Source organism: Glycomyces luteolus, from assembly GCF_027622875.1.
Classification (GTDB): domain Bacteria; phylum Actinomycetota; class Actinomycetes; order Mycobacteriales; family Micromonosporaceae; genus Glycomyces; species Glycomyces luteolus.
Genome location: NZ_JAPZVP010000005.1, coordinates 98945 through 125077 on the forward strand (window position 1 = coordinate 98945; position 26133 = coordinate 125077).

Annotated in this window: 28 protein-coding genes; 18 read left to right on the top strand and 10 right to left on the bottom strand. The window is 71.4% G+C overall.

Going from position 1 to position 26133, the window contains the following annotated elements; translation table 11 throughout:
* Nucleotides 1-73: 73 nt before the first annotated feature.
* Both O1R50_RS07665 and O1R50_RS07670 read right to left on the bottom strand, forming a co-directional pair.
* Nucleotides 74-1294 (bottom strand): MFS transporter, encoded by a 1221-nt coding sequence (locus tag O1R50_RS07665; protein ID WP_270109335.1) that lies wholly within the window; start codon nt 1292-1294, stop codon nt 74-76.
* Between the two features lie 25 nt (nt 1295-1319).
* Nucleotides 1320-1934, bottom strand: coding sequence for a mycothiol-dependent nitroreductase Rv2466c family protein (locus tag O1R50_RS07670; RefSeq protein ID WP_270109336.1), 615 nt, complete (start codon nt 1932-1934; stop codon nt 1320-1322).
* 40 nt (nt 1935-1974) lie between these two features.
* Between O1R50_RS07670 and O1R50_RS07675 the strand changes: the two genes are divergently transcribed.
* Nucleotides 1975-2478 (top strand): MarR family winged helix-turn-helix transcriptional regulator, encoded by a 504-nt coding sequence (locus O1R50_RS07675; RefSeq protein ID WP_270109337.1) that lies wholly within the window; start codon nt 1975-1977, stop codon nt 2476-2478.
* A gap of 38 nt (nt 2479-2516) precedes the next feature.
* Here O1R50_RS07675 and O1R50_RS07680 read toward each other — a convergent pair whose 3' ends face one another.
* The 4 genes from O1R50_RS07680 to O1R50_RS07695 form a co-directional block, all read right to left on the bottom strand.
* Nucleotides 2517-2738, bottom strand: coding sequence for a Rossmann-fold NAD(P)-binding domain-containing protein (locus tag O1R50_RS07680; RefSeq protein WP_270109338.1), 222 nt, complete (start codon nt 2736-2738; stop codon nt 2517-2519).
* A 120-nt stretch (nt 2739-2858) separates the two neighbouring features.
* On the bottom strand, nt 2859-3368 hold the full coding sequence (locus O1R50_RS07685; protein WP_270109339.1) for an SDR family oxidoreductase: 510 nt from the start codon (nt 3366-3368) through the stop codon (nt 2859-2861).
* A 672-nt stretch (nt 3369-4040) separates the two neighbouring features.
* On the bottom strand, nt 4041-4628 hold the full coding sequence (locus O1R50_RS07690) for a TIGR03086 family metal-binding protein (protein ID WP_270109340.1): 588 nt from the start codon (nt 4626-4628) through the stop codon (nt 4041-4043).
* Between the two features lie 70 nt (nt 4629-4698).
* Nucleotides 4699-5682 (bottom strand): helix-turn-helix transcriptional regulator, encoded by a 984-nt coding sequence (locus tag O1R50_RS07695; RefSeq protein WP_270109341.1) that lies wholly within the window; start codon nt 5680-5682, stop codon nt 4699-4701.
* Nucleotides 5683-5767: 85 nt separating this feature from the next.
* Here O1R50_RS07695 and O1R50_RS07700 point away from each other — a divergent pair, with 85 nt between their 5' ends.
* The 4 genes from O1R50_RS07700 (at nt 5768) to O1R50_RS07715 (ending at nt 8819) form a co-directional block, all read left to right on the top strand.
* A complete protein-coding gene (locus O1R50_RS07700; protein WP_270109342.1) occupies nt 5768-6172 on the top strand; it encodes a VOC family protein in 405 nt (134 codons plus the stop codon).
* A 2-nt stretch (nt 6173-6174) separates the two neighbouring features.
* Entirely contained in the window at nt 6175-6528 is a 354-nt protein-coding gene (locus O1R50_RS07705) for a YdeI/OmpD-associated family protein (protein ID WP_270109343.1), read from the top strand.
* 46 nt (nt 6529-6574) lie between these two features.
* Entirely contained in the window at nt 6575-7738 is a 1164-nt protein-coding gene (locus O1R50_RS07710) for an aminotransferase class I/II-fold pyridoxal phosphate-dependent enzyme (protein ID WP_270109344.1), read from the top strand.
* Between the two features lie 145 nt (nt 7739-7883).
* On the top strand, nt 7884-8819 hold the full coding sequence (locus O1R50_RS07715; RefSeq protein WP_270109345.1) for a DMT family transporter: 936 nt from the start codon (nt 7884-7886) through the stop codon (nt 8817-8819).
* Between the two features lie 55 nt (nt 8820-8874).
* Here O1R50_RS07715 and O1R50_RS07720 read toward each other — a convergent pair whose 3' ends face one another.
* Complete coding sequence (locus O1R50_RS07720) at nt 8875-9708, bottom strand: undecaprenyl-diphosphate phosphatase (RefSeq protein ID WP_270109594.1); 834 nt, start codon at nt 9706-9708, stop codon at nt 8875-8877.
* A 406-nt stretch (nt 9709-10114) separates the two neighbouring features.
* Between O1R50_RS07720 and O1R50_RS07725 the strand changes: the two genes are divergently transcribed.
* Both O1R50_RS07725 and O1R50_RS07730 read left to right on the top strand, forming a co-directional pair.
* The gene (locus tag O1R50_RS07725; protein ID WP_270109346.1) at nt 10115-12643 is read left to right on the top strand and encodes a sensor histidine kinase; all 2529 of its coding nucleotides are present in this window, start codon (nt 10115-10117) and stop codon (nt 12641-12643) included.
* On the top strand, nt 12640-13314 hold the full coding sequence (locus O1R50_RS07730) for a response regulator (RefSeq protein ID WP_270109347.1): 675 nt from the start codon (nt 12640-12642) through the stop codon (nt 13312-13314). The genes O1R50_RS07725 and O1R50_RS07730 overlap by 4 nt, the downstream gene beginning before the upstream one ends.
* A gap of 22 nt (nt 13315-13336) precedes the next feature.
* Here O1R50_RS07730 and egtA read toward each other — a convergent pair whose 3' ends face one another.
* Together egtA and O1R50_RS07740 are read right to left on the bottom strand one after the other, a co-directional pair.
* Nucleotides 13337-14572 (bottom strand): ergothioneine biosynthesis glutamate--cysteine ligase EgtA, encoded by a 1236-nt coding sequence (gene egtA, locus O1R50_RS07735; protein WP_270109349.1) that lies wholly within the window; start codon nt 14570-14572, stop codon nt 13337-13339.
* 29 nt (nt 14573-14601) lie between these two features.
* On the bottom strand, nt 14602-15108 hold the full coding sequence (locus tag O1R50_RS07740) for an RrF2 family transcriptional regulator (RefSeq protein ID WP_270109350.1): 507 nt from the start codon (nt 15106-15108) through the stop codon (nt 14602-14604).
* Nucleotides 15109-15392: 284 nt separating this feature from the next.
* Here O1R50_RS07740 and O1R50_RS07745 point away from each other — a divergent pair, with 284 nt between their 5' ends.
* The 10 genes from O1R50_RS07745 (at nt 15393) to O1R50_RS07790 (ending at nt 24413) form a co-directional block, all read left to right on the top strand.
* Nucleotides 15393-15962, top strand: a complete 570-nt coding sequence (locus tag O1R50_RS07745; RefSeq protein ID WP_270109351.1) for a winged helix-turn-helix domain-containing protein — start codon at nt 15393-15395, stop codon at nt 15960-15962.
* Between the two features lie 265 nt (nt 15963-16227).
* Complete coding sequence (locus O1R50_RS07750) at nt 16228-16773, top strand: NADPH-dependent FMN reductase (protein ID WP_270109352.1); 546 nt, start codon at nt 16228-16230, stop codon at nt 16771-16773.
* Nucleotides 16770-17279, top strand: coding sequence for a flavin reductase family protein (locus O1R50_RS07755; RefSeq protein WP_270109353.1), 510 nt, complete (start codon nt 16770-16772; stop codon nt 17277-17279). Before O1R50_RS07750 ends, O1R50_RS07755 begins: the two co-directional genes overlap by 4 nt.
* A 95-nt stretch (nt 17280-17374) precedes the next feature.
* Nucleotides 17375-18436, top strand: a complete 1062-nt coding sequence (locus O1R50_RS07760; RefSeq protein WP_270109354.1) for an ABC transporter substrate-binding protein — start codon at nt 17375-17377, stop codon at nt 18434-18436.
* Complete coding sequence (locus O1R50_RS07765; RefSeq protein ID WP_270109355.1) at nt 18436-19323, top strand: ABC transporter permease; 888 nt, start codon at nt 18436-18438, stop codon at nt 19321-19323. The genes O1R50_RS07760 and O1R50_RS07765 overlap by 1 nt, the downstream gene beginning before the upstream one ends.
* Nucleotides 19299-20057 carry an ABC transporter ATP-binding protein gene (locus tag O1R50_RS07770; RefSeq protein WP_270109356.1) on the top strand — a complete coding sequence of 253 codons (759 nt, stop codon included), beginning with the start codon at nt 19299-19301 and terminating at the stop codon, nt 20055-20057. The genes O1R50_RS07765 and O1R50_RS07770 overlap by 25 nt, the downstream gene beginning before the upstream one ends.
* A complete protein-coding gene (locus tag O1R50_RS07775) occupies nt 20054-21427 on the top strand; it encodes an LLM class flavin-dependent oxidoreductase (protein ID WP_270109357.1) in 1374 nt (457 codons plus the stop codon). Before O1R50_RS07770 ends, O1R50_RS07775 begins: the two co-directional genes overlap by 4 nt.
* Nucleotides 21428-21644: 217 nt before the next feature.
* Nucleotides 21645-22730 carry an ABC transporter substrate-binding protein gene (locus tag O1R50_RS07780; RefSeq protein ID WP_270109358.1) on the top strand — a complete coding sequence of 362 codons (1086 nt, stop codon included), beginning with the start codon at nt 21645-21647 and terminating at the stop codon, nt 22728-22730.
* The gene (locus O1R50_RS07785; protein ID WP_270109359.1) at nt 22727-23536 is read left to right on the top strand and encodes an ABC transporter ATP-binding protein; all 810 of its coding nucleotides are present in this window, start codon (nt 22727-22729) and stop codon (nt 23534-23536) included. Before O1R50_RS07780 ends, O1R50_RS07785 begins: the two co-directional genes overlap by 4 nt.
* Nucleotides 23526-24413 (top strand): ABC transporter permease, encoded by an 888-nt coding sequence (locus O1R50_RS07790; RefSeq protein ID WP_270109360.1) that lies wholly within the window; start codon nt 23526-23528, stop codon nt 24411-24413. The genes O1R50_RS07785 and O1R50_RS07790 overlap by 11 nt, the downstream gene beginning before the upstream one ends.
* A 188-nt stretch (nt 24414-24601) precedes the next feature.
* Here the strand turns inward: O1R50_RS07790 and O1R50_RS07795 are convergent, their stop codons facing one another.
* Nucleotides 24602-25174 carry a helix-turn-helix domain-containing protein gene (locus tag O1R50_RS07795; protein WP_270109361.1) on the bottom strand — a complete coding sequence of 191 codons (573 nt, stop codon included), beginning with the start codon at nt 25172-25174 and terminating at the stop codon, nt 24602-24604.
* A gap of 117 nt (nt 25175-25291) precedes the next feature.
* Here O1R50_RS07795 and O1R50_RS07800 point away from each other — a divergent pair, with 117 nt between their 5' ends.
* Complete coding sequence (locus tag O1R50_RS07800) at nt 25292-26128, top strand: DMT family transporter (protein ID WP_270109362.1); 837 nt, start codon at nt 25292-25294, stop codon at nt 26126-26128.
* Nucleotides 26129-26133: the final 5 nt, after the last annotated feature.

Here is a 26133-nt window from a genome sequence, read left to right on the forward strand (position 1 = left end):
GGTCGGCCGTCCTATCGGGGCACGGCCACTCTCCAGGCTACGCCCCGATCACGGTGCGTAGGGTCCCGTGGATTCAGGCGGTCGCGGGCACCGGTTCCCGCTGCGTTGCAGGGCGGGCGGGACTCCGGTCGGTGTGCAGGAGGATCGCGCCTCCGATGAGGACCGCGGCGGCAAGCGCCGTCCAGAGCTGCCATGTGCCGGCGTCGAGGAGGAGGCCGAGGAGCATCGGGGCGAGGGTGCGGCAGAGGGACCACGAGAGCTGGTAGGTCGAGAGGTAGCGGCCGCGCAGGTGGTCCGGTGCGCTGTGGACGGCGAGGCTTTCGGCCGGTGCCGAGTGGATGAGTTCGCCCGCGGTGTAGACGACGGCGACGGCGAGGACCGCGATGACCGCGGTGGTGCCGTCGAGCGCGGGCAGGAAGGCGAAGGCCGCGAAGGAGAGTGCGAAGACGGCGGTGCCGAGGGCGGCGCCGCGCCCGCGTCGGATCCGGGCCATCAGGCGGGCGACCGGGACGCCGAGCCCGGCGACGAGCGCGGTGTTGACGGCGAAGACGATGCCCGCCATGGCGTCGGGGAGGTCGGCGTCGCGGGTGAGGAACACCGGCATGGCGATCGCCTGCGCCGTGTAGCCGAAGCCGATGAGGAAGTTCGCGAACGTGAGCCGGCGGTAGCGGCGGTCGGCGAGGACGGTGCGGTAGCCGCCGTCGGCTTGCACAGGCCTGCGCGTATTGGTCGCCCGCAGGGGAATGCGGACGACGAGCAGGGCCGCCGTGGCGAAGGCCCCGGCGAGCGCCAGCGCGGCCGCGAGGTAGCCGCCGCTGCCGAGGGCGAGCATGGCGGCTGCGGCGAGGGCGCCGAACCCCATGCCGCCGTTGCGGAGGCTGCGGTTCCAGGCGAGGAGGCGGTCGCGTTCGGCGCCGTCGGCCATGTCGCCGATGAGGGACTGCTGGCCCGGCGCGGAGGCCCACATGGCGACGGCGACGGCGAGTGCCACGGCGAGGAAGGCCGGGTAGGTGGTGGCGAAGGGGTAGAGCGCGAAGGCGACGGCGCGGAGCGCGAGTGCGCCGGTGTAGACGCGTTTGCCGCCGTGGCGGTCGATGAGGACGCCGACGGCGGGCATCGCGGCGAGGGCGCCGAGTCCGGCGACGGTGAGGCCGGTGCCGATCGCGGTGAGGGACTGGCCCGTGAGGTGGTGGACGAACAGCATGGTGAGGGGCACGTAGATGCCGTTGCCGACGGCGTCTACGAAGCTGGCGGCGATGAAGCGGCGGCGGGCGGGGGCAGAGGGGCGGTTCATGGGGTCCTCGTTCGGTCGGCGGTGTTCAGGAGGGGTCGAGCGGTCCGCGGCGGCGTTTGAGTTCGGCGAAGGCGGGCACGGCCGCGAGGGTGCGGACGGCGTCGAAGAGGCGCGCGGCGGGCTCGCCTTTGGGGATGGCGGTGAGGACGGGTCCGAAGTGGCCGATACCGTCGATGACGGTGAGGGGCGTGCCGGCTTCCTCGCCGGCGGCGTCCTGGCCGCGCTGGTGGCTCGTGCGCAGCGCCGTGTCGAACGTGTCGGTGTGCGCGGCGTCCGCGAGGTCCGCGGGCAGGCCGGTCGCGGTGAGGGCGGCGGCGATGACGCGGTGGTAGTCCTTGTCGCGGTCGCGGTGGATGCGGGTGCCGAGGGCGGTGTAGAGGTCGCGGAGGACGGCGGTGCCGTGCCGCTGCTCGGCGGCGGCGCAGACGCGGGCGGGGCCCCAGGCGCGGTCGTTGAACTTGCGGTACCAGGGTTCGAGTTCGCGGTGCTCGTTGAGGACCGCGAGGCTCATGATCCGGAAGCGGAGGTCGATCGGGCGGTGGGATTCGACTTCGATGAGCCAGCGCGAGGTGATCCATGCGAAGGGGCAGGCGGGGTCGAAGTAGCAGTCGACGGCGGTCGTAGCGGTTTTATCTTCCATGGAAGACATACTATCTTCCGTGGAAGATATAATGCAAGGCATGGATGCGGAAGCGACGGCCGACACGGTCGGACACATGGTCGGGCAGTGGGGGCGCGAGCGCCCGGACTTCGACGCCTCACCGATGCTCGTGGTGGGCAGGGTGCTTCACCTGGCGAACCGGTGGGACCGGTCCCTGCGGGGGCCCTTCGCCGAAGCGGGCCTCGCCAACGGGGACTTCGACGTGCTCGCGGCCTTGCGGCGGTCGGGCGAGCCTTATGCGCTATCGGCGGGCGAGCTGAGCCGGACCGTGCTGGTGACGACCGGCGCGATCACGAAGCGGGTGGACCGCCTGGAGGCGGGCGGATGGGTGACGCGATCGGTGACCGAAGAGGACTCGCGGGGCCGGAGGATCACGCTGACCGAAACGGGCCGGCGGCTCACCGAGGCGCTCATGGAAGTCCACCTGCAGAACCAGCGCAAGCTCATCGAGGTCCTGACAGCGAAGGAGCGGGCGGAGCTGGGTGCGTTGCTGGCGAAACTCGGGGCCGCGCTCGACGAATGAGTCCCGGCCGGGCCTGGACGGGCCCGGCCGGGATGCGGTCAAGCGGTGGCCCAGGCACCTTCGGCCGCGGTGCGCTTGGCCCAGTCGGCGAAGGCGACCGGCTTGCGGCCGAGGACCTGCTCGACACCGTCGGCGACGTCACCGATCTTGCCTTCGCGCATGACGCGGTACATGACGTCGAGGAAGAACACGAGGTCCTCGGGGAGCTGCTCGGCGCGCAGCGCGGCCGCGTAGTCCTCGGGGCTCACGTCCTGGAACACGATGTCCCGGCCGGTGGCCTCCGCGATCGCTTCGACCGCTGCGGCCTCACGTCCTGGAACACGATGTCCCGGCCGGTGGCCTCCGCGATCGCTTCGACCGCTGCGGCGAAGGTGAGCGATTCAGGGCCGCTCCTGCACATCGATGAACGGCTCCACAGTGTCTTCCACCGGCAGGCGGAGCTCGCCGGCGAGGATCGCCTCGAGCATGTCCCCCTCACTGAAGTTCTGGTTGAAGTTGTTGGCCTGCAGCACAGTCCACTCAAGCCCTGAGGCCATCGCGGCCTCCTGGGCCGCGTACATCCCGATCGCCTCGGGTTCGGCGCCCGCCGCTTCGGCGAGCACTTCGATGCGTCGGCCGGACTGGGCGACCAAGCGGCGCACCCCGGCCTCCGCCGCAGCTGCCGCGATCGCCACTGCCGGGAACGGCTCGTCCGGCGGAATCAGGTAGGCGGCGGTTACGTCTTCGAAGGCTGCCGCCCACGTCGACTCGTCGTGCCAGTCGAAGCGGATCTCGGTGCTCCGCGAGACTGCGCGGACACTGTGCCCGGCTTCATGAAGCTGCGCGGTGAGGCGGCGGCCGACCTTGCCGGTCGCGCCGGTGACCAGGATGATGTCGTTCTCTTTGCTCATGTCCCCCAGTCAAGTCGACCAGGGACCCGGCGCCCATCGCTGAGACGCCACGATCCATGTGCGTTCGTCTACCTTTCCTTCAATCGCGACGGAACTCTGTAGATGGTGCGTGCCTTGCGCAATCAGCTCTGCTGCCCGGTCATCTCATGCCCGACCAGACCTCCGCTGCGCTCAGGGCTTGCTCGCCTGGCGTGTGCCTCGTTCGGAGCACTGCCGCTGGTCGAGGTGATCCCGGCCAGCGATCTCCCGCCCAGTACGGCCCGGTGAGGAGCCGTAGTCAGCTGCGGAACGCGATAGCACGATGAGGATGAGATCGGACGCCTCCATGTGGAGGAGAACCCTGGCTTACCGGGTCGTCGCCTCGGAATCAGTCCGGTTTGCGAGAGGCCAGAGGCTTGGCTTAGTCTGCTTGCACCTACTCAACACCTGTACGTTTTCCCTGTCCTTGTACGTACCTCAAGTATCCGTCGCGCAGGGTCGAGCGTCATCCCCCGCAACGGTGGAAGCCACTCACGTTCTCGCACCGGCCACGTTGCACCGCAAGGAGACACGCCCCCGGTCAAGAGGGCCACCGCCGCCAGGTCCCGAAGCCGACCCGAGGACCGCCTCCACCCCGCCCCCCGTCGCCGCCTCTTCGTCGTTGCCCGCCGTAACCCGGCCTAGAGTCCACCCTCAGGCGGTCCATTCAGGGTCGCGGCCGAGGTAGCGCAGGAGGGCCGCGACCGCGTCGTCGCCGGGCTGGGGCTCGAGCGCGGGAGCGTAGGCGCCCCACGCGCGCAGCGGTTCGACGATCTGCTTGGCGGCGATGAGGATCGCGCCAGCGGCGTCCTCACCGAGCGGTTGGCCCTGGCCGGTGGCCTTGGCGATGTCCCAGGCGTGGACCGCCGCGTCGAGGGCGCAGGCGCCCACGCCGGTCACCGCGTCGAGCGTGTTCGGCGGCACCGGGACCGGCACGGCCGCGGCGTCGTCCGCGACGCTCGCCCAAGCCTCGGCGGCGGCCTCGGTCGCGGCCGTGAGGTGCGCGACGGGGTTGACGAGGAGCGTGCCAGAAGGAGCGAACGGGTTGTCGGCCGGGCCCTCGCCGCCGGTGAGCGCGGCGGCGTAGGCGAGCTGGTCCCCCGCGGCGTGCTGGAGCACCTGGGTGACGGTCCACTGGTCGCAGGGGGTGGGCAGCTGCCACTGGTCGTCGCCGACGCCCTTGACGGCGTTGAGGAGTGCCTCGTGGGCTTCGGCGAGGAGGGGCCAAGCGGTCGTGGTCATGTCATGCTCCGTTGCGGTGTCTGCGGTAGCTATCGCTTCCGACACCACCATCATAGCAGAACGGAATACTTTATTCCATTACTTTTTTCGATGTTCTCGGATCGAGCCCCGCGGCCTCGGTGTACCGGGAGGCGAGGTCCTGGAGATGATCGCGGAGTGCTTGCGGGGCTTCGACGCTGAACGGCAGATCGAGCCCGGTGATGTAGTTCGTGAGGTCCCGCAAGGAGTCGCTGCCCGTGCGCCACAAGCACTCCGCATCGCCCGCGGGTTCGAGGAGGCCGCTGCCCGGCGGGAGCATCGCCGCGACCTGCTCGACCGGCGCCCGCAGGCGGATCACGGCCTGGTGGCGCCAGGCCGAGTGCCCGAGGCCGCGCAGGACGTGGGCGACCGCCTCCTCCGGCGGCTCCTTCGGGGTGAACCTGGGGCCGTTGGGAATCCGCGGGCTGACGCGGTCGGCGCGGAAGGTGCGCCAGTCGCCGCGGTCCACGTCCCAGGCCAGGAGGTACCAGCGCCGCTCGGTGTAGACGAGCCGGTGCGGTTCGACCCGGCGACGCGTCTCCTGCCCCGCGCGGTCGCGGTAGTCGAAGCGCAGCTGCTCGTGCCGGTACACCGCCTCGGCGATCAGCGTGAGCACCGGAGCATCCACAGTGGGTCCCGCTCCCGCCGCCGACGCGGTCGCCGAGATGAGCATGTCGATCCGGCGGCGCAGCCGCGACGGCAACGTCTGCTCGAGTTTCGCCAGCGCCCGCAGCGAGGTCTCCTCGATCCCGGCCACCGAGCCGGAGGCCGCGGCACGCAGGCCGACGGCGACCGCCACCGCTTCCTCGTCGTCGAGCAGCAGGGGCGGCATGGCGTTCCCGGCCTCCAGGCGGTAGCCGCCGGCGCTGCCGGTCGTGGAGTGCACGCGGTAGCCGAGCTGGCGGAGGCGGTCGATGTCGCTGCGCACGGTGCGGGTCGAGACGCCGAGGCGTTCGGCGAGCGCCGCGCCGCTCCAGTCGCGCTGAGACTGCAGGAGGGCGAGGACCCGGAGCAGGCGCGCGGAGGTCTCCAACATTTCCCGATTCTCGCACGCATTGAGGAAGCGAATCTTCCGCAATGGGCCATAGCTTGGACTCAACAACCAACGAAGGGGTACGCACATGCTGCGAGGATTCAGCACCATCAGCTTTTTCGCCGAGGACCTGGAGGCCGCCAAGGCCTGGTACACGGACCTGCTCGGCGCCGGGCCCTACTTCGAGGTACCCGGTTACATCGAGTTCCGCGTGGGCGACTACCTGCACGAGATCGGCATCGCCCAAGCCGAGTGGGCGCCGCACGACATGAGCGCCGCGCCCGGCGGCGCCATCGCGTACTGGCAGGTCGACGACCTCGACGCGACCATCGAGCGGCTGACCGCCATGGGCGCCAAGGAGTACGAGCCGAAGATCGTGCGCGGCGAGGGCTTCGAGACGGCCTCGTTCGTCGACCCCTTCGGGAACCTCCTGGCCGTCATGTACAACCAGCACTACCTCGACACGCTCGCCTCGGTCCGCAAGGGGGCCTGACCGTGGAACCGCTCGATCTCGCCGACCGCGAGGCATGGGAGGCCTGGCTCGAAACCCATCAGGGCGAGCGGGAGGTGTGGCTGCGCATCGGCAAGGAGCGCTCGCCCGAGGGGCGGCTGCGAATCGGGCCCGCGCTCGAGGCGGCACTGTGCTTCGGGTGGATCGACGGCCACCGCAAGAGCCTCGACGGCGACTCGTTCCTGCAGCGCTATTCGCCGCGCACCAAGCGCAGCCCCTGGTCGAAGCGGAACCGGGGCATCGCCGAGGCGCTCATCGCGGCGGGCCGGATGCGGCCTCGCGGGCTGGCCGAGATCGAGCGGGCGAAGGCCGACGGGCGCTGGCCTGCCGGCGATTGAGACGGCCGCCTGGGATGATGGCCGGGTTCGTCAAGGAGGAGGCACCATGAACGGACCCGGCCGGAGGCCCCAGACCACGATCTTCACGCTCATGTCCGCGCTCGCGCAGCGCCACGGCGCGGTGAACCTCGGCCAGGGCTTCCCCGACGAGTCCGGGCCCGCGCACATCATCGAGGCCGCCGCGACCGCGATGCGGGAGGGGCACAACCAGTACCCGCCGCTCGCGGGCATTCCCGAACTGCGCCATGCGATCACCACGCATCAGCGGCACTGGTACGGGCTCGCGCCCGATCCCGACGACGGCGTCACGGTCACGGCCGGGGCGACCGAGGCGCTCACCGCCGCGATCCTCGCGTTCGTCGATCCGGGCGACGAGGTGATCGCGCTCGAACCGAGCTACGACTCCTACAAGGCCGCCGTCACCATGGCCGGCGGGACCCTCGTCCCGGTGCGGCTCGACACCCCCGAAGGGGCCGAAGGGCACTGGCGGCTCGACCCGGCGCGCCTCGCCGCCGCCGTCACCGACCGCACGAAGCTGCTGCTGGTCAACTCCCCGCACAACCCCACGGGCACGGTCCTCCACCGCGACGAGCTGGAGGCGATCGCGGCACTCGCGACCCGGCGCGACCTCCTCGTGGTCACCGACGAGGTGTACGAGCACCTCGTCTTCGACGGCCGCGAGCACGTGCCGCTCGCGTCGCTGCCGGGCATGTGGGACCGCACGGTGACCATCGGCTCCGCCGGGAAGACCTTCTCGGTCACCGGCTGGAAGATCGGCTGGGCGACCGGCCCCGCCGGGCTGATCGCGCGGGTCAAGGATGTCAAGCAGTGGCTGTCGTTCGCCTCCGGCACCCCGTTCCAGTACGGGATCGCGGAGGCGCTGGCCTCGGGCGACGGCTACTACCGGGACTACATCGCGGGCTACCAGGAACGGCGCGACCTCATGGTGGCCGGGCTCGAAGCGATCGGCTTCGAGGTGCACGAACCCGAGGGCACCTACTTCGTGACCACGAGCGTCGCGCCGTTCGGCTACGGGGACGGCATGGCGTTCTGCCTGGAACTGCCCGAGCGCTGCGGGGTCGTGGCCGTCCCCAACCAGGCGTTCTACCTCGACCAGGAGGCGCGGCCGGAGGTGCGGTTCGCGTTCTGCAAGCCGGTGGACGTGCTCGAAGAGGGCCTGAAGCGGCTGCGCGAAGGACTGACGGGATAGAGTCGCGCCCATGGGCTTCGGCATCTCCCCGCCCGCCGTTTAAGGCGGGCTCCCGAACGACCGCGCAAGGGCTGGGTCCCGGCGCGTTTTCCAGGCATGCCCGCAGACGAGTGCCACTCATCCGCGACGCTCATCTGGAGAACGCATGTCCACGTCCACACTCGCCCGCCCCGCCGTGCCCGCCGCCAGGCGCGGCCTCGGCTACCTCACCGTCACCGGCCTCGCCTGGGGCACTACCGGCGCCGCCGCCGAACTCGTCTACCGCGCAGGCGATCTCGGGCCCGCGGCCGTCTCGTTCTGGCGCCACCTCGGCGGCCTCGTCCTGCTCCTCGCCTTCACCGCACTGCGCCCCAAGCGGACCCGCACCGCATCGACAACCCCGCTGCGCCGGCGGGCGCTGCTCCTGGCCGGGGTCGGGACCGGCATGGCGGTCTTCCAGACCGCGTACTTCGCCGCCGTGGAGGCCACCGGCGTAGCGGCCGCGACGCTCCTCACGCTCGGCTCGGGTCCGGTCCTCACCGCCGTCGGCAGCAGGATCCTCCTCGGCGAACACCTCGGACGCGGCGGCGCGCTCGCCGTCGCCGGAGCGGTCAGCGGGCTCGGCGTGCTCGTCCTCGGCAACGGCTCCGGGGTCATCGACCTGGCAGGGGTGGCCCTCTCGCTGCTCTCCGCCGCCGGATACGCCGCCGTGACGCTCCTCGGACGCGCCACCGGCCGCCGCAGCGACGGCGAGAACCCGTTCACACTCACCATGTGGTCCTTCGGGATCGGTGCCGCGCTGCTCTTCGCCCCCGCCTGGTTCGAAGGCCTCGCGCCCTCCACGGGCGATCCGGTGCGGACCTTCGCGGTCATCGGGTACCTCGCGCTGTTCACCACCGCGCTCGCGTACCCGCTGTACTTCGCCGGCGCCGCCCGCGTCCGCGCCACCACGGCCTCGGTGATGATGCTGATCGAACCCGTGACCGCCGCGTTCCTTGCCGTCGCGGTCCTCGAGGAGCCGCTCACCGTCGCCACCGTTGCGGGCGCGGTAGTCCTCCTCGGCTCGATCACGGCTCTCGCGCTGGCCGAATCCCGGCGCTAGGAAGCAAGCAGCGAGGGCCGGTCCATCGGACCGGCCCTCCTTGTCGTGCTCGGGGTCAGGTGGCGGAGAGGTAGCCCGTCTCGAGCATGATGACGACGGCGACGCCGAGAATGCAGCGGTACCAGACGAAGAGGAATACGCTGTGCTTCGCGACCCACTTCAGCATCCAGTGCACGGCGGCCAGGCCCACGAAGAACGCGATGATCGTCGCCACCAGCATCTGCGCGCCGCTCGGCACCGAGCCCTCGGCGGCCGGGTCGAACACGTCGCCAAGGCTCAGGATGCCCGCGCCGAACACCGCCGGAATCGCCAGCAGGAACGAATACCGTGCCGCCACGGTGCGGTCGAGGCCGATGAAGAGCCCGGCCGTGATCGTGCCGCCCGAGCGCGAGACTCCGGGGATGAGCGCGCCCGCCTGGGCGAAGCCGAGGATGAGGCCGTCCCGCATCCGGAAGTCGTCCCACGTGCGGGTCTTCTTGCCCACCAGCTCCGCCAGCGCGAGCAGCAGGCCGAAGAAGATGAGGCTGAAGGAGACCAGCCAGAGGTTGCGGGCGCCTTCGCGGATCGCGTCCTTGAAGATGAGGCCGAAGAACACGATGGGGAGCGTGCCGATGATGACGTACCAGCCGAGGCGGTAGTCGGTCTCGCCGCGCAGTTCCTTGTCCCACAAGCCTTTCCACCAGGCCACTAGGATGCGGACGATGTCCTTCCAGAAGTAGAGGAGGACCGCCGTCTCGGTGCCGAGCTGCGTCACCGCGGTGAAGGACGCGCCCGCGTCCTCCTTGAAGAACAGCGCCGAGGTGAGGCGCAGGTGCGCCGAGGAGGAGATCGGCAGCATCTCGGTGAGGCCCTGGACGACCCCGAGCACGATGGCCTCGAACCAGGTCATGTCGACCACCGGGAGGCCTCCTTCCGGGCACGGGTCCTGCAGGGGGAAATGTGCATTGGCGCTTCTTTCGTCGCATCGACGGTCAGTCGTCGCGCGCGCCGTGTTGCGGCTCCCGGCGCGACGGGGACATCTTGCCAGACCCGGTCCTGTGATCGGTCGGCACACGCAGCGGGGTGTGAGAGGCGCCGGGCCAGCGCCCTTTGAGGACGCGGGCCCGCTCGGCGGCGCGGCCACTCGAGTTCCTGCGGGCACTCGAGACCGTTGCGGACGGGGACGACCTCGGGCGCCCTGTCGCGGGCGTCCGGTTCGGCATGGATTCGGGTGATTGACGCAGCCGGCACCGGCCGAGGTCACCTTTCACGCCTTCGCACTGGCCGCTTCCCCGCGCGCGGGGAATGATGGGTCCGTGTCACGTGGACAACTGCGGATCTACCTTGGCGCGGCCCCGGGGGTCGGCAAGACCTTCGCCGCGCTCGAGGAGGCCCGCCGGCGCCGCGCGCGCGGCACCGACGTGGTCGTGGGCTTCGTCGAGGCGCACGGGCGGCCGCATACCACCGAGCTGCTCGACGGCCTTGAGGTCGTGCCGCGGAAGGTCCTGGGAGGCTCCCTCGAGCTGGACGTGGACGCCGTGCTGGCGCGGGCCCCGAGTGTGGCGATCGTCGACGAGCTCGCGCACACCAATGCGGCGGGGTCGCGCAACGACCAGCGCTGGCAGGACATCGACGAGCTGCTCGACGCCGGGATCGACGTGATCTCCACGGTGAACGTGCAGGACCTCGCCTCGCTCAACGACGTGGTCGCCGCGATCACCGGAGTGCCGCAGGACGAGACCGTGCCCGACGAGGTGGTGCGCCGCGCCGACCAGGTCGAGCTCGCCGACATCACGCCGGAGGCGCTGCGGCGGCGGATGCTCCACGGGAACGTCTACCCGCCGGAGAAGGTGGGCCCGGCGCTCGCGAACTACTTCCGGGTCGGGAACCTGACCGCGTTGCGGGAGATCGCGCTGCTGTGGCTGGCGGACAAGGTCGAGGACCAGCTGGAGCAGTACCGCGAGGCCCAGCACATCACCGCGACGTGGGAGTCGAAGGAGCGCGTCGTCGTAGCGCTGTCCGGCGGCGACGAGGGCGACACGCTCATCCGCCGGGCCGCGCGCATCGCCGCGCGATCGGGCGGCGCCGATCTGAAGGCCGTGTACGTGGCCACCGGCGACGGGCTCACCTCCGCCCGGTCGGCGCGAAACCTGGCCCGGCAGCGGAACCTCGTGGAGGACCTCGGCGGTTCCTACCACCAGGTGGTGGGGCACGCGATCCCGAACGCGCTCTTGGAGTTCGCGCGCGGGGTGAACGCGACCCAGCTGGTGCTCGGGGCCTCCAGGCGAGGCCGGTTCGCGCAGGCGCTCTCGCGCGGGGTGGGCGTGACGACCACGGCCAGTTCGGGAAAGATCGACGTCCACCTCGTGAGCCACGAGCGGGTCGCGACGGTGAAACGGGCGCGGCCGGGCCGGGGCGTGATCGGCGGCGGCCGCAAACTGCTCGGGAACGCGCTGGCGCTGCTGGGGATTCCGGCGCTGTGCATGGCGCTGCTGCCGGTGCATGAAGAGCTCTCCCTCACCACGATGATCCTCATCGTGCTCACCGCCGTCATGGGTCTGACGCTCACCGGCGGCATGTGGCCCGCGCTGCTGGGCGCGCTGTCGGGCAGCCTGCTGCTGAACTACTTCTTCACCCAGCCGTACAACACGCTCAAGGTGCACGACCAGGAGCAGCTGGTCTCCCTGGCGATCTTCATCGCGCTCGCCCTCGGCGGGGCGAGCGTCGTGAACCTCTCGGCGGCGCGGGCCCGGCTCGCGGCGCGGGCCAGCGCGGAGGCCCAGACCTTGGCGACGCTCGCCGGGACCGTGCTGCGCGGCGGCAGCCGGGTCGAGGACCTGCTGGACCGGCTCCGGGAGACGTTCTCGCTCGAATCGGCGACGCTGCTGGAGCGGATCGAGCCCGGCGCGGGCCCGGCCGAGCGGCAGGACCCGAAGCTGTGGCGGGTGGTCGCGTGCGCGGGCGAGGGCTGCGCGAGCCCGGGAACGGCCGAGAACGATCTGCCGATCAACGACGACCTCGCGCTGGCGCTGCGCGGGCACACGCTGGACGCGGCGGACCGGCGGATCGCGCAGGCCTTCGCGATGCACGCGGCCGCCGCGCTCGAACGCGAGCGGCTGGAGCGGCAGGCGGCGGCCGTGCAGCGCCTCACCGACACCGACAAGCTCCGCACGGCGCTGCTCGCGGCCGTCTCGCACGACCTGCGGACGCCGCTGGCGTCCGCGCGGGTCGCGGTCTCGAGCCTGCGGACCACCGGGGACCTGTTCACGCCGGAGGAGCGGGACGAGCTGCTGGAAGCCGCCGAGACCTCGCTGGCGCGGCTCACGAGCCTGGTCGACAACCTGCTCGACATGAGCCGCCTGCAGGCCGGAGTGCTCGGGGCGAACCCGGTGCCGGTGGCCTTGGACGACGCGGTGCCCTGGGCGCTCGACGAGCTCGGCGGCGCTGCGGCCGCGGTGCGGCTCGACGTGCCTTCGGACCTGCCGGAGGTGCGGGCCGATCCCGGTCTGCTGCAGCGGATCCTGGTCAACGTGGTGGCGAACGCGCTGCGGTTCAGCCCTGAGGGCGTGCCGCCGCTGGTGATCGCGGGCAAGCAGGGCGGGCTGGTGGAGCTGCGGGTGGTCGACCGCGGCCCGGGCGTGCCCGACGAGGACCGCGAGCTGATGTTCACGCCGTTCCAGCGGCTCGGCGACCGCGACAATACGACGGGCGTCGGTCTGGGGCTCGCGCTTTCGCGCGGGCTGGCCGAGGCGATGGGCGGTTCGCTCGTCCCGGAGGCGACCCCCGGCGGCGGGCTGACGATGGTGCTGGCGCTGCCGCAAGCGGATGAGAAGGGCACGGAGTGATCAAGATCCTGGTCGTTGACGACGAACCGCAGATCGCGCGCGCGCTGCGGATCAACCTGAGCGCGCACGGATACGAGGTGGCGACCGCGCCGGACGGGGCGCAGGCCCTGCGCGCCGCCGCCGCGCTCATGCCCGATCTCGTGGTGCTCGACCTCGGACTGCCCGATATGGATGGTAGCGAGGTCATCGCGGGTCTGCGGGGCTGGACGAGCGTGCCGATCCTGGTGCTCTCGGGCCGGGCCGCGAGCGCGGAGAAGATCGCCGCCCTCGACGCGGGCGCGGACGACTACGTGACCAAGCCGTTCGACATCGGCGAGCTCCTCGCCCGGGTCCGGGCGGCCACGCGGCGCGGGAACGCCGCCAGCGACTCGCCGGTCACCGAGATCGGTTCGGCCACAGTCGATCTCGCGTCCCGGGAGGTCCTGCGCGACGGTGAGGAAGTGCGCCTTACGAAGACCGAGTGGCAGCTCCTCGAAGTGCTGCTGCGGAACCCGGGCAAGCTGGTGAGCCAGCGCGAACTCCTGCACCGGGTCTGGGGTCCCAACTACGACCGCGAGACGAACTACCTGCGCCAGTACATGGCCCAGTTGCGCCGCAAGCTCGAGGCCGACCCGGCCCGACCGGTGCACCTCCTCACCGAACCGGGCATGGGCTACCGCTTCCGGCCTTGAGGTTGGCGCCCCGGTCCGCGGTTCAGGTCGTGACGAGGTCGTCGGCGCGGGTGCGGCCGCGGGCCACGTAGGCGCCGGTGAAGCGGTCGATGATCGCGGCGATCGCCGGATCGGTCTGGGCCGCAAGGGCGGCGGCGAAGCAGGCGGTCGCCGCGCGGTGGATCGGGTCGTCATGGAGGGCGGCGGTGGCGGCGCGGAGGTAGAGGTCGGCGGCGGTGGCGCGGTGCCAGAGGGGTTCGAGGGCCGCGCGGGCGCGTCCGGCCGCGACCGGGTCGTCGAAGAGCGCGGCGGCGACCGCGACGGGGACGATCCAGTCGGGGCCCGGTTGCGCGTCGATCATGCGCAGTTCCAGGTAGGAGCCGCGCGGGCGGACGGGCGGGAACAGGGTCGAGAGGTGGAAGTCGAGGTCGTCGAGGGTGGGGGCCTGATGGTAGTCGCCGTTGACCCAGTCGCGGAAGGTGAGTCCTCGCGGGACGGTCCAGCGGCCGGGGCCGCGGACGGCCATCACCCGGGCGTCGAGGGCGTACCGGGCCCAGGATTCACGAGGATCGGCCGGGTCGTGCGGAAGGCCCTGTGCGGCGGGGCGGGAGCGGGTGGGGTCGATCGCGGCCCACACGTGCTGGCGGGTCGAGCGCCACATGCTCGGTTCGCCGCGGCGCAGCGGGGAGTTGGCGAACGCGGCGATGAGGACGGGTGCGAGCAGGTGCGCGAGGTGCCAGCGCTCGGTGATCCCGTGGGGGCCCGGCGCATCGGCGCCGATGTCGACGCAGACCTGGACGGAGGCGGTGTTCGACATCATCCAGCGCCCGGCGCGGCCGTCCTGGTCGAACAGCTCTTCCATGGCCTGGTAGCGGGGCGTGCGGAGGACCCTGCGGGGCAGGCGGATCGGGTCGAGGCCGAGGCCGAGGAGTTCGTGGCCCTCGCCGCTCAGGGCCGAGGCGACGCGGAGCCGGTCGGCCTCGAGCTCGGCGAAGCACTCCCCCACCGACGCGGTTGGCCGGGAGCTGAGTTCGACGGCCCCGCCGGGTTCGAAGCTGAGGCGGCTGCTTCGGGGCAGGGCGTCGCGGACGGCGAGCAGGGCCTTGAGGGATTCGGGGTCGAGGCGGCGGCGCCGGTCGGCCGGGCTGCTCACGATCGATTCGACCTCGGCGCCGATCCGCTCCGGAGGTGCGGGTCGGAAGCTTTGGGCCGCAATGTGGTCGAAGGCCGCGTCTACGGTGAGGGGCGGGGCCGCGACGAAGAGCGAGGCGTCGGACATGGGTGACCTCCGAGCGGTTCTTATCCTATCTACTCAATAGGATATGTAGATTTTAGGTCTCGCGTGCCCGCCGCGCAACCTAAGCGGGGGAACCAGGCCCCTTCCTGCGCTGTCAATTCCGCGACACGGACGGGGAACTCGCCGGTCGCGGCCTGCTCGAGCGAGACCTCGTCGAGGACCGAGCGCACCGCCGCGCGGGCGGCGACCCACAGCCGAGGCAGGTTGACCGCGGCCCCTTCATAACTCGTCTCCTCGGGCCGGCGCCCGCGCACCTCGGAGAGCGGCCCGTCGACGGCGCGGAGCACCTCCCCCACCGATATCCGCTCCGGCCCGCGGGCGAGGCGGTAGCCGCCCTCGACCCCGCGGGCGCTCGCGACCAGGTGCGCCCGGCGCAGATCACCGAGGATCACTTCGGCGAACTTGCCGGGCAGGCCCTGCGCGGACGCGAGCGCGCCGGCGGAAATGGTGCGCGGATGGTCGGTCGCCAGGGTGAGGGCGATGCGGACGGCGCACTCGCCGCGTGCGGAGACCTGCATTGCGCCAGGCTCCCTTCATGGTTCTGGGGCGGAACGGAACGTCGACTTGAATCCTACTTGATCGATAGGATATGCTCGCACAGTGAACCGCATCAGCGAACACGCGGAGTCGAGGCGGACCAAGCGCCGCCACATCGACTTCTCACGCTCGGACTCGGCCCTGTGTCGCCCGGGCGGCACCGTCGGCGCCGGTCCAACTCGCTGAGCCGCAAGGCCTCCGAGCTCCCGCCCACGGCGTCGCCCTTCCCGGTACTCCATTCGAACCCGAACGCGAAGGCGCCGCCATGACTCCCGTCCAGACCCACACCCGACCCCCGGTCCACCGCCGCTCCGGCCTCGCGACGATCACCGTCACCATCGAGGTCCCCGCCGACGACCCCCGTCTGGCGCGGCGGATCACCGCCGCCCTCGGCGCGCTCTCCCTGAGCGGCGGCCGCGTCTCGGTCGCCTCCGAGGGCGTCCCGGCCGCGCCGGAAGGCCCGACCGCGCCGCCGCAGGCCTCCGCGCCCCGGCCCGCGCTGGTCATCGACGTGCCCGGCCGCGAGGTTCTGGTGCGCGGCGAACCGGTCGCCCTGACCCGCTTGGAGTTCGAGCTCCTCGCCTTCCTGGCTCGGTACCCCGGGACGGTCCACACCCGAGCGGAACTCCTCGAGTACGTCTGGGAGACACCGGACACGGGCATCCCCGGCCGCACCGTCGACGTCCACGTGCGGCGCCTGCGATCCAAACTCGGCGAATTCGACGGACTCGTGGGCACCGTTCGCGGTGTCGGCTACCGGTTCGCCCGCAGCCGCGACGTGGAGTACCGGACCAGTCCGGCCACTCCCGCAGTTGACCGGCTTCTCAGCATCTAAGAATTCCTAGTATTTCTATAGGAATACTGGTACTGTTCTGTCCATGACGACCGCCGACCTCCTCACGCGGCGGCGCGAGATCGACCAGATGCGCGCCGCCAGCGCCCTGTGTCAGCCGCGAATGCGCTAGAGCGCAGCCCGCCTGGCGCACCGCTGCGCTCGATCCGTTCTCCCACTGCGATTCCCCGCGGGCCCTTCCGGGCCCGTTCCTCGGCACGCCCCTCCGCCGGCCTGCCATCGCCAGCCTCCCATTAAGGACCCTGACGTGACCGCTGCCATCACACTGACCACTGTGGTCGGTAATCCGAAGCGACTCTCCCGCACCCTGACCACCGCCGAAGCCCTGGCCTCGGCCATCGGCTCGACGCTCGGCGCCGAACCGCGCGCCGCCTCGATCGACCTCGCCGAGCTCTACCTGGACGGCATCGAGCCCCCGCACGGCGGGTTCGAGCACGCCGCCGCGCAGATCCATTCGAGCCGCGTGCTCATCGTGGGCACGCCCGTCTACAAGGCCAGCTACACCGGCCTGCTCAAGCTCTTCCTCGACCAGCTGCCGCCGCGCGCCCTCGAAGGGACCCTGGCCGTGCCGGTCACCATCGCCGCCTCGGCCGAGCACCGGCTGCTCGCCGACCTCCAGCTCCGGCCGGTCCTGGCCGAACTCGGCGCGAGCCTCTCGGTGCCGTCGCTGGCACTGCGAGAGAGCGAACTGCGGGACCTGGACGAGCACCTCCGGATCTGGACCGAGGCGAACGCCCCGGTACTGGAGGCCTCGCTCGCATCGGGCCGCAGGCCGGTCGGAGCGGCGGCATGAGCGCGCGCCTCGAAGCCCAGGCCGGGGTCGCCCCCGAATCCTTCCGGTCGCTGTTCCGGGCCCACCCCGCCGGAGTGACCGTGGTGTGCGCCGACGCCGGGTCCGGACCGGCCGGGTTCACCGCCACCTCGCTCACCTCGGTGTCGATCGATCCGCCGCTCGTGTCGTTCGCGATCGCGACCGGATCGTCGGCGTGGCCCGCGGTGCGGGAGGCCGAGAGCCTCACCGTCAACTTCCTGTCCGCCGGGCAGCACGAGATCGCGACCCGCTTCGCCACCAGCGGGATCGACCGCTTCGGCGGCCCCACCCTGTGGTCGCGACTGGAGACCGGCGAACCGGTACTCGACAACGCCCCGTCGTTCCTGCGGGCGGTCGTGACCGATCGCATCGAGGCCGGGGACCATCACGTGGTCCTCGCCCTGGTGGTGGACGCCGAGACCGGCGGCGACCACGAACCGCTGGTCTACCACGCGGGCGGCTACTGCGCCGCGGCTCCGCTCGAATGACCGCCACCCCGGCGGCCGCGTCCGAACGGGCCCGTCCCGTTCGGGCCGGCACCGCCCGACCCCTTGCCCGCGCTGCTCTTGAAAGGCCAATCCCCATGTCGCACAGAACAACTCGACGTACACTGCTCGCCGGCGCGCCCGCCGTCGCCGCGCTGGCCCTCGCCGCTTGCTCCGAAGAGGACGGCGGGCCCGCGCTCGCCGCCGACGCCGACCTGCCGACCGCGGTGCCCGAGGGCACGAAGCTCGTCATCGGCGACCCGTCCCAGCAGGTCGCGTTCGAGCTCTCCGGGCTGGCGTCGCTGCTGACCTTCGATGTGGAGTGGGCGAACATCTCCGGCGGACCCAAGTCCGCCGAAGCCTTCCGCGCCAAGTCGCTCGACCTCTCCTCCGTCGCCGACATCCCGCCGATCCACACCAACTGGACGGGCCTGCCCACTCGGATCGTGGCCGCGGGCGGGCGGATCGACCCGCTCGCGCACCCGATCTACGACCTCGGCGTCGCCCCGGGCGTGGACGTGAAGGCCTTGGAGGACCTGGCGGGCAAGCGGATCGCCTACTCCCCCGGGCAGGCGCAGGGCGCGCTCATCCTGCGGGTGCTCGACGCCTCCGGGCTGAGCCAGGACGACGTGGAGCTGGTGGAGCTCCCGAGCACCGCCGACACCTACTCGAACGCCCTCGCCGGGGGCGAGGTCGACGTCGCCCCGATCGGCGGCACCCAGGTGAAGTCCTATGTGAACAAGTACGGGGCGGACGGAGCGACGACGATCCCGCACGGCCTGCGGGACGACCCGTGGGTGCTCTACGCGCCCGTGGACGTCCTCGAGGACGCCGACAAGGCCGGCGCCATCGCCGAGTACGTGCGCCTGTGGGGCGCGGCCAAACTGTGGACCCGCGCGAACCGGGACGAGTGGATCAACGCCTGGTACGTCGAGCACGAGGGCCTCTCGGTCGAGGACGGCAACTACCTGCACGACCGCGAAGGCGAACCGGACTTCCCCGAGACCTGGGACGAGACCATCGAACGCCACCAGCAGACGATCGAGATCCTCGCCGAGGGCACCGGCAACGACGTGCTCGACGCCGAGGACCTGTACGACCGCCGCTTCGAGGCCCTCGTCGCCGAGGGCATCGCCGAGTACGGCGACGGAGGTGCGTGATGGCCACTGCCGTCAAAGGCGTCGAGAAGGCCGTTGAGCGGCGGCACCACGAGATTCCGCCCGTGGACGACGAGGAGCAGGCGGCCGGACGGGCCTCGCGGCCGCGCGGCAAGCGCCGCCTCGGGCCGGGCAAGGCCATCCCGTTCGGGTACCTCATCGGCCCGCTCCTGCTGCTGGGCGTGTGGTTCTGGGGTTCCGCGGCGGGCTGGATCGACCCGCGGGTGCTCACCGCCCCGTGGACCGTGGCGACCACCGCGTGGGACCTGTGGGAGTCCGGACGGCTCGGCCCCGACCTGCTGGTCTCGGCCCGCCGCTTCGCGTTCGGCCTCGCGTTCGGCGTCGGCGCCGGCCTCGTACTGGCCCTCGTGTCCGGGCTCAGCCGCTGGGGCGAGGCCATCGTGGACGGACCGGTGCAGATCAAGCGGTCCATCCCGAACCTCGCGCTCCTGCCGCTGCTGCTCCTGTGGTTCGGCATCGACGAGCGGATGAAGATCATCACGATCGCGCTCGGCGTGCTCATCCCGATCTACCTCCACACCCACAACGGCCTGCGCTCCATCGACGGCCGCTACGCCGAACTCGCCGAGACGCTGCGGCTGGGGCCCGCGGCCTTCATCGGCCGGGTGGTCCTGCCCGGCGCGCTCCCCGGGTTCTTCCTGGGGCTGCGCTTCGCCGTCACGGCCTCCTGGCTGTCGCTCGTCGTGGTCGAGCAGGTCAACGCCACCAGCGGCATCGGCTACATGATGCTGCTGGCCGGCACGTACGGGCAGACCGACGTCATCATCGTCGGCCTCGTCCTCTACGGGCTGCTCGGCCTCGGCTCCGACGCCATCGTCCGCATCGCCCAGAGGAGGGTCCTGTCATGGCGACGCACACTCGAGGACTGACCGCGGCCACCGCGGTTCGCATCCGCGACCTGCACCGCTCCTTCACCGACGACCGGCCGGTCCTCTCAGGACTCGACCTCGTCATCGAACCCGGCGAGTTCGTCGCACTCCTGGGCCGCAGCGGTTCGGGCAAGTCGACCCTCCTGCGGGCCCTCGCGGGCCTGGACCAGGACGCGCAGGGCACGGGCGACATCGAAGTGCCCGAACAGGTCTCGGTGGTCTTCCAGGACTCGCGGCTGCTGCCGTGGCAGCGGGTCCTGCGCAACGTCGTCATCGGGCTCGACGGCCCGAACGCCAAGGAGCGGGGCCGCGAGGCCCTCGCCGAGGTGGGCCTGGCCGGACGCGAGCGGGCCTGGCCCCGCGAGCTCTCCGGCGGCGAGCAGCAGCGCGTGGCGCTCGCCCGCTCGCTGGTGCGCGAACCGCAGCTGCTCCTGGCCGACGAGCCCTTCGGGGCCCTGGACGCCTTGACCCGCATCAAGATGCACGGGCTCCTGCGGGCCCTCTACGAACGCCACAAGCCCGCCGTCCTGCTCGTCACCCACGACGTCGACGAGGCGATCGTCCTCGCCGACCGCGTCCTGGTCCTGGACTCCGGGCACGTGCGCACCGAGCGGCGCGTCGACCTCGACGGCCGTCGCGACCCGTCGGACCCCCACTTCGCGGCCATCCGCACCGAACTGCTCGCCGCGCTCGGCCTGGCCGGCGGCGCCGAGATCAAACAGGAGGAATCATGAGCGGTCACCCGAGGCAGTTGCACCTCAACGCTTTTCTGATGAACACCGGCCACCACGAGGCCTCGTGGCGGCTCCCCGAATCAGACCCGTACGCCTCCACGAACATCGCGCACTACGCGAAACTCGCGCGGATCGCCGAGCGCGGCAAGCTCGACTCGGTGTTCTTCGCCGACTCGCCGTCGCTGTGGGGCACCATCGGCCGGCGGCCGTCCGCGTCCCTGGAGCCCACGGTGGTCCTCGCCGCACTGGCCGCCGTCACCGAGCACATCGGACTCATCGCCACCGCTTCGACGACGTACAACGAGCCGTACAACCTGGCCCGGCGCTTCGCTTCGATCGACCACCTCTCCGGCGGCCGCGCCGGGTGGAACATCGTGACCACCGCGACCCTCGACGCCGCGCGCAACTTCAACCTCGACGAGCTCCCCGACCACGCCTCGCGCTACGCCAGGGCCGAGGAGTTCCTCCAGGTGGCCAAGAAGCTCTGGGACTCCTGGGACGACGCGGCGATCCTGGGCGACAAGGAGCAGGGCTTGTGGGGCGACGAGCGCCTGGTCTACCCCGCCGACCACGCGGGCGAGCACTTCCAGGTGGCAGGGGCGCTCAACGTGCCGCGCTCGCCGCAGGGGCATCCGCTGCTCGTGCAGGCCGGATCCTCTGAGGACGGCAAGGCGTTCGCGGCGCTCCACGCGGAGGCGATCTTCACCGCGCAGCAGACCCTCCGAGAGGCCCAGGCGTTCTACGCCGACATCAAGCGGCGGGCCGCGGCGGCCGGGAGGGATCCCGACGGGGTGCTCGTCCTGCCGGGCATCGTCCCGGTCATCGGCGACACCGAAGCCGAGGCCCGTGAACTCGAGGCCGAGCTCGACCGGCTCATCGTCCCCGAGTACGCCCTGGGCAACCTCGCCCGGCTCCTCAAACTCGATCCGTCCGAACTGGACCTCGAACGGGAGCTGCCCGAAACGCTGCCGAGCGAGGACGAGATCGAGGGTGCCAAGAGCCGCTTCACGCTCATCGTGGAACTGGCCCGGCGCGAGCGCCTCACGGTGCGCCAGTTGATCGGCCGCCTCGGCGGCGGCCGCGGGCACCGCACCTTCAGCGGTACGCCCGAGCAGGTCGCGGAGGCGATCTTCGAGTGGTTCGACGACGGCGCGGCCGACGGGTTCAACATCATGCCCGCGGTCCTGCCCTCGGGCCTGGAGGCGTTCGTGGACCGGGTGGTCCCGATCCTCCAGGAGCGCGGGCGCTTCCGCACGGAGTACACCGGCTCGACGCTCCGCGAGCACTACGGACTCGCCCGCCCGGAGAACCCGCGGCGGCGCGAGGCGCTCGAATCCGCGGTCAAGGGCGTCCTCGCCCACGCCCGCTAGCGGCAGGGGCGCATCGGGTCCGATGCGCCCCTTTCGCGTCCCAATGCGTGGAACGCACGCATGTCGGCGAGCGTTGTGCGAGCTCCCGCCCCGAACAGCGGCCCAATTACTGGGACGGGGGTTGCTCGCACGCGATCCGCGAACCTAGAATTCCTACTAGTTTGATCTAGTTAATCGAACTAGTAGGAATCATGCCCTCTCAATCAGAAAGCCTCCCATGAGCATCAGACGACGAAGTGTCATCGCAGCCGCAGGCGCGGCCCTCACCGCGGCCCCGGTGCTGGCCGCCTGCGGGAACGACGGCGGCAGCGGCTCCGAGGCCGCCGCCGAAGCCGACGGCGCGACCGCCAGCGGCACGATCCGCCTGGGCTACTTCGGGAACGTCACCCACGCCCCCGCCCTCGTCGGCCTCGAAGCCGGCGTCTTCAACGACACGCTGCCCAGCGCCGTCACCATCGAAGCGACCGTCTTCAACGCAGGTCCCTCCGCGATCGAAGCCCTTTTCAACGGCGCCATCGACATCACCTACATCGGCCCGAACCCGGCCATCAACGGCTGGGCCCAGTCCGGCGGCGAAGCCCTGCACATCATCGCGGGCTCCACCTCCGGCGGCGCCGGGCTCGTGGTGCACGAGTCGATCACCACCGCCGAAGACCTGCGCGGCAAGGCCCTCGCGACCCCGCAACTGGGCAACACCCAGGACGTGGCGGCCCGCTACTGGCTCAAGGAGCAGGGGTTCGAGACCGACGAGAGCGGCGGCGGCGACGTCGCCGTCACCCCGATCGAGAACTCCGAGGTCGCCGCCGCCTTCGACGAAGGCGTGGTGCAGGCGGCCTGGGCCGTCGAGCCGCGCTACTCGGATCTGGTCCTCAAGCACGGCGCCGTCGAGTTCCTCAACGAGCGCGAGCTGTGGGAGGGCGGCGAATTTGTCACCACCCACGTCATCGTCTCGAAGACCTTCCTCGATGAGCAACCGGCCCTGGTGAAGGCGTTCCTGGAGGGCCACTTGGCCGCCCTCGACTACATCGCCGCGAATCCCGAGGAGGCCCGGACGGCCTCCAACGACCGCATCGAGGCGCTGACGGACAAGCGCCTCGACGACGCCGTGATCGCCGCGGCCTTCGAGAACCTGAGCTTCACCGCCGACCCCGTCGCCGCCTCTCTGCAGGGCAGCAAGGACCACGCCGTCGAGGTCGGGCTGCTGGAAGAGGTGGACCTCAAAGGCATCTACGCACTCGACGCCCTCAACCAGGTGCTCTCCGACCGCGGCGACGCCGAGGTCTCGGCAGGTGACCTGGGATGAGCCTGATCCGCGCGGCGAAGCCGCAAGGCACGGGCGCGCGGGTCGGCGACGCCGCCCGGGCCTCCGGAGCCGTGGTGCTGACCGATGTGGTCAAGCGCTACGGCCGGGGCCCGGGCGCCGTCACGGCCCTCGACGGCGTCTCACTGCGCGTCGAGCCCGGCAGCTTCACCTGCCTGCTCGGCGCCTCCGGCTGCGGCAAGAGCACCCTGCTCTCGCTCGTGGCCGGACTCGACGACCTGACCGCCGGATCCATCGACGACGTGGAGCGGCCGGTCGCGATGATGTTCCAGGAACCGGCGCTGTTCCCGTGGCTCACCGTCGCGGGCAACGTCGAACTCGCACTGCGCGTGAGGGGCGTCGGTCGGGCTGAACGACGCCAGCGCGCCGCGGAGCTGCTGGACACGGTGCGGCTGGAGGGCTTCGCGCACAAGCGGCCGCACGAGCTCTCGGGCGGCATGCGGCAGCGCGTGGCGCTCGCGCGGGCGCTGGCGCAGGATGCGTCGGTGCTGCTCATGGACGAGCCCTTCGGGGCACTCGACGCCATGACCCGCGACATCCTGCACGACGAGTTGGAGCGGATCTGGCGCGAGCGGGAGCTCACGGTCCTGTTCGTGACGCACAACGTGCGTGAGGCGGTGCGCCTGGGCGACCAGGTGGTGCTGCTGAGCTCGCGGCCGGGCCGGGTGCTCAACGTCTACGACGTGGCGATGGACCGGCCGCGCAGGATCGACTCGGCTCCCGTGGCGAACCTGGCGGCCGAGATCACCGACGCACTGCGAGCAGAGGTGTCGCGCCATGCCGGTTGAGACGGTCGAAGTGGAGCGGGACCCGTCCCGCAAATGGGTCTCCGGGCTCGACGAGCTCGAGAAGACCCCGGTCACCGAGACCCGGTGGGGGCGCCTGGGCGCGAAGCTGTGGGCCGGCACCTGGCCGAAGGTGCTGGCGCTGGTCTTCGTGGTCGGGGCCTGGCAGCTGCTGTTCCTCAGCGGGTGGAAGGCGTCGTGGGTCCTCCCCGCGCCGCTGACGGTGTGGCAGGACCTGAGCGAGTACGCCGCCACCGCGGACTACTGGCAGGCCATCCTCATCACCTTGCAGCGGGCCCTGACCGGTTTCGCGCTGTCGGTGGTGATCGGCACGCTGCTCGGGATCGCGGTGGCCCGGTTCAAGCCGCTGCGGGCGGCGATCGGCTCGCTGATCACCGGTCTTCAGACGATGCCGTCGATCATGTGGTTCCCGCTGGCGATCCTCCTGTTCCAGATCTCCGAGTCGACCATCATGTTCGTGGTGGTCCTCGGGGCGGTGCCCTCGATCGCCAGCGGCATCATCTCCGGGATCGACTATGTGCCGCCGGCGTGGAAGCGGGTCGGTGCGGTGCTGGGCATGAAGGGCCTGAACCTGTACCGGCACGTGGTCCTCCCCGCCACGCTGCCCTCGTTCGTCTCGGGCCTGAAGCAGGGCTGGGCGTTCGCGTGGCGGTCCCTCATGGCGGGCGAGCTGCTGGTGATCGTGGCCGGGCAGGGCTCGATCGGGGCGCTCATGCAGGGCGCCAGGGAGTTCAACGACGCGGCGCGGGTGCTCACTTGGATCATCACGGTCCTGGCCATCGGCATCGTGGTGGACGCGTTCTTCCGCGCCGCGGACAGTCGCATCCGCTCGTCCTGGGGCCTGCATCAGGACAGCTGAGCGGCCACCGTTCTTCCCCGCCGGGTGTCGCGCACCTTCACCCGGCGGGGGACCGTTCTCGATCGGTTCGAGCCCGTTCTCCCGGATCGCCACCCCGTCGCCCGAGACCGTCGGCGGCCGGGTTCCCGATCAGCTCGCGGGAACCCGGCCGTCGGCCACTGCCGCTCTCTCGAAGGGCCGCTTGCGGTTCAGGATCCCGGCGGGAGGTTGACCGTCATGACGAGGCTGCAGGTGCCGGTGCCCGCTCCGCGGTAGGCGTGCGGGACGTCGCCTCCGAAGGCAGCGGTCTGGCCCGCTTCGAGCTCGTGTTCGGCGCCGTCGACGACGAGGACCATCCGGCCGTCGACGACGCTGACGGTCTCCTGCACGCCCGCCTGGTGCGGGTGGCTGGCGTACTCGTCCCCCGGTTCGAGCCGCCAGCGCCAGACCTCGACCGGGGCCGGGCCGGGGGTGGTGAGCATGAGCCGGGCCTCGCCGCCGTGCTCGCCGGTCCACAGTGGCGCGATGGCCTCGGCGGTGGCGATGCGGACGCGGTCCCCGGCGGTGCCTTCCATGAGGGCGGAGACGGAGACGCCGAGGGTGTCGGCGAGCCGGACGAGAGTGGCGAGGTTGGGGTTGCCCTGGGCTTTCTCGAGGCCGACGAGCGCGCCTTTGCTGACGCGGGCGCGGCGGCCGAGTTCGTCGAGGGAGAGGCCCGCTCGGACGCGGGCGGCCTTGACGTTGGTCGCGACGGTTCGCAGCGCCGCCTCCGCCTCGCTCATGGGCTCGCCTCTCCTGACGCGTAGGTCACTGGAATAGTTCAAGCGGTCGTTTGACTGACCGCCGTCGGTCGTTCTACTATTCTACTCGGTCGTTTCGATAAAGAATGGTGGGATGCCGTGATCGCGCTCGTGCTCGCCCTGGGCAGCTCGCTCGCCTACGGCTGCGCGGATTTCCTCGGCGGCCTCGGCGCGAGGAAGGCGAACGTGCTGCAGACGGTGATGGTGGCGGCCCCGGCGAGCCTCGTAGTCGAGCTGCTGCTGTGGCCGCTGCTCGGGGCCTCGTTCGATCCGGCGACCGCGGTTTGGGGCGCGGCCTCGGGCGTCGCTTCGGCGGCGGCGTTCGTGCTGCTCTACCGCACGCTGGCGATCGGCCCGATGAACGTGCTCTCGCCGATCACGGCGCTCGTCTCGGCGGCACTGCCGGTCGGGGTGGGCCTGCTCCAGGGCGAGCACTTGGCGATGGCCGGGATGCTGGGCCTGCCGCTCGCACTGGTGGCGGTGGTGCTGGTGAGCGCCGGGCCGGGGATGCGGTCGTCGCGGCCTTCGCGCATCGCGCTGCTGCTGGCGTTCGGCGCGGGCGCGGCGATCGCGCTGCAGCTGGTGTTCCTGCACCAGGCGCCCGCCGGGAGCGGGGTCGGACCGCTGATCGTCGGCCGGGCCGTTTCGTCGGCGCTCACGTTGAGCGCGGCGTTCCTGTTGCGCCGCAGGCTGGGTGCGGAGCGGCCCGCTTACGCGATGCCGGCCGCGGCGGGCGCGCTCGACTCGGTCGCGAACCTGCTGTTCCTGCTGGCGGCGCGGGGCGGCGATCTGGCGGTCGTCGCCGTGATCGTGGCCTTGTACCCGGCCGGCACGGTGCTGCTGGCCCGCAAAGTGCTGGAGGAACGCCTGCATCGGGGTCAGCTCATCGGCCTCGGCACGGCGGCCGCCGCGGTCAGCCTTCTGGCGCTCAACTGAGAGCG